Here is a 1,905-nt window from a genome sequence, read left to right as displayed (position 1 = left end):
CCACCGTGCCGCTCTTCATGCTGCGCGGCGGCCTGATGCTGTGGCAGCCCTGGCTCGATGCCTTCGGGCCGGGTCCGATGGGCGTGCTGGTGCCGTACAGGACCGCGCACGAGGCGGATCCGGTCATGGTCTACGGCTCGGTCCCCGACGCCCCCGGAGTCCGCTACGCCCTGCTGGACGTGGCCCTGGCGTCCGGGCGGACGGCGCTGACCGCCTGCCGGACGCTGGCCGACCGGGTGGGCCCGCGGGCCGCCCGCATCGACATCATCGTGCCCTTCGTCGCCGACCGGGGCCGGGACCTGCTGCTGGAACACGTCCCCGGGGCGCACATCCACTGCATCTGGCACGACGAGCGGGTGGCCGACGACGGGCGGATGGTCGGGCCGGGATTCGACATCGGGGAGTTCGCCCTCGGCAACCCCGGCACCTCGCTGCGCTGGGCCGCCGGGCAGGAATCGTGAGCGGCCGCGCCCCTGCTGCCGGGAACCGTTCCCGCGCACGGCGGCTGCCGTTCCACGGCCGCCGCGGCGGTCTGCGGCGCTGGGAGGACCTCAAGGCGCCGGCGACCGCGGCGCTCATCCGTGAGCACGTCGGCAGGGGCGGCGGGCTGGCGCTGGACCTCGGCTGCGGTTCCGCCGCCGTCGCTGCCGCGCTGGCCGCCGACTTCGACGGCGTGGTGGGCCTCGACCTCGACCCGTCAGCCGTACGCCAGGCCCGCGCCCGCGGCGTGCCGGTCGTCCGCGGCCACGCCGAGCGGCTGCCGTTCGGCGACGCCGGCTTCGACTGCGTCTACAGCTACGGGGCACTCCACCACACCCGTCTGGAACGGTCGTTGCCAGAGGTCGCCCGAGTGCTCGTACCCGGCGGGGTCGCGGTGCTCGCCGACTTCCACGGCGCCCTCGGCCCGTCGGCCGGCCGCGGCCCGCGGCGGACCCTGCCGATCCTCAGGGCGGCCCTGGCGGCGTTTCCCGCGTACGTCCGGCGCGCGGGAACGCTCACCGCGCTGCGGGTGACCGCCTATAGGCTCAGCCCGGCGTGGATCCGGCATGTACGGCGCGATGTGTTCCTGTCGCCGGTAGAGTTCCGAGCCGAATTCCAGACTTTTCTACGGGAAGCCCACTTTCACCAGCAGAATGGACTGATCGTCGTGGTGTGGAGGAAATCGCCCGAGCCGGCACCGGGGAGAACCGCGTGATCCACCAGTCCGACCCCGACCACAAGCCCCTTCGGGTGGTCACCGGCTCCCGCAACCCGGCCAAGACCGCTGCCGTCCGCGAGGCGTTCCGGCTGCTCACCGGCGCGGAGCCGACCGTGGAGGGGATCGCCGTCGAGGACACCACCGCGCAGCCCATGACCGACGAGGAGACACTGGCCGGCGCCGAGTACCGCGCCCGCAGCGCCCGTTCGGCGCGGCCCGAGGCCGACTTCTGGGTGGGCATCGAGGGCGGCGTCGAGACCGTCGGCGGCCGACTCATGGTCAACGCCTGGGTGGTGGTGCTTTCCGGGGACGCGGTCGGCCGCAGCCGCAGCGCCACCTTCGAGCTGCCCGAGGCCGTTGCCGAGCCGATCAGGAACGGCACAGAGATGGGCGGCATCACCGCCCGCGTGCAGCAGGGCGGCGACTGGCGCGAGATGGGCCTGGTCTCCGAGCTGTCCTCCGGCGTCGTCACCCGCACCACCTACTACGTACAGCCGGTCGTCCTCGCGCTGCTGAAGTTCCTGCCGACCGGAGCCGGCGCAGTACCCGAGCTCAGGTACTGAATGGCCGGGCCGACACCGGACCGGGGGATGCTCGTCATCGGGGACGCGATGCTCGACGCGGTGGCCGTGTCGGATGCGCCGGTGCCCTTCGAGCCGGCCGAACTCGACTACGTGGGCGCCACGATCGACCTGCACCCCGGTGGC

The 1,905-nt window shown here is 73.4% G+C and carries 3 protein-coding genes; all 3 read left to right on the top strand.

Annotation, left to right across the window (positions count from 1 at the left end; genetic code table 11):
- A partial coding sequence (locus ACMZ42_RS26950) for a uracil phosphoribosyltransferase (protein ID WP_415733412.1) occupies nt 1-461 on the top strand: 461 nt, incomplete at its 5' end.
- Entirely contained in the window at nt 458-1,195 is a 738-nt protein-coding gene (locus ACMZ42_RS26945; RefSeq protein ID WP_415733410.1) for a class I SAM-dependent methyltransferase, read from the top strand. The genes ACMZ42_RS26950 and ACMZ42_RS26945, both read left to right, overlap by 4 nt.
- The gene (locus ACMZ42_RS26940) at nt 1,192-1,761 is read left to right on the top strand and encodes an inosine/xanthosine triphosphatase (RefSeq protein WP_415733409.1); all 570 of its coding nucleotides are present in this window, start codon (nt 1,192-1,194) and stop codon (nt 1,759-1,761) included. Before ACMZ42_RS26945 ends, ACMZ42_RS26940 begins: the two co-directional genes overlap by 4 nt.
- Nucleotides 1,762-1,905: the final 144 nt, after the last annotated feature.

Source organism: Lysinibacillus sp. NPDC056185, from assembly GCF_047737915.1.
GTDB lineage: Bacteria > Bacillota > Bacilli > Bacillales_A > Planococcaceae > Lysinibacillus.
This window is presented reverse-complemented; position numbering and strand designations above follow the sequence as displayed.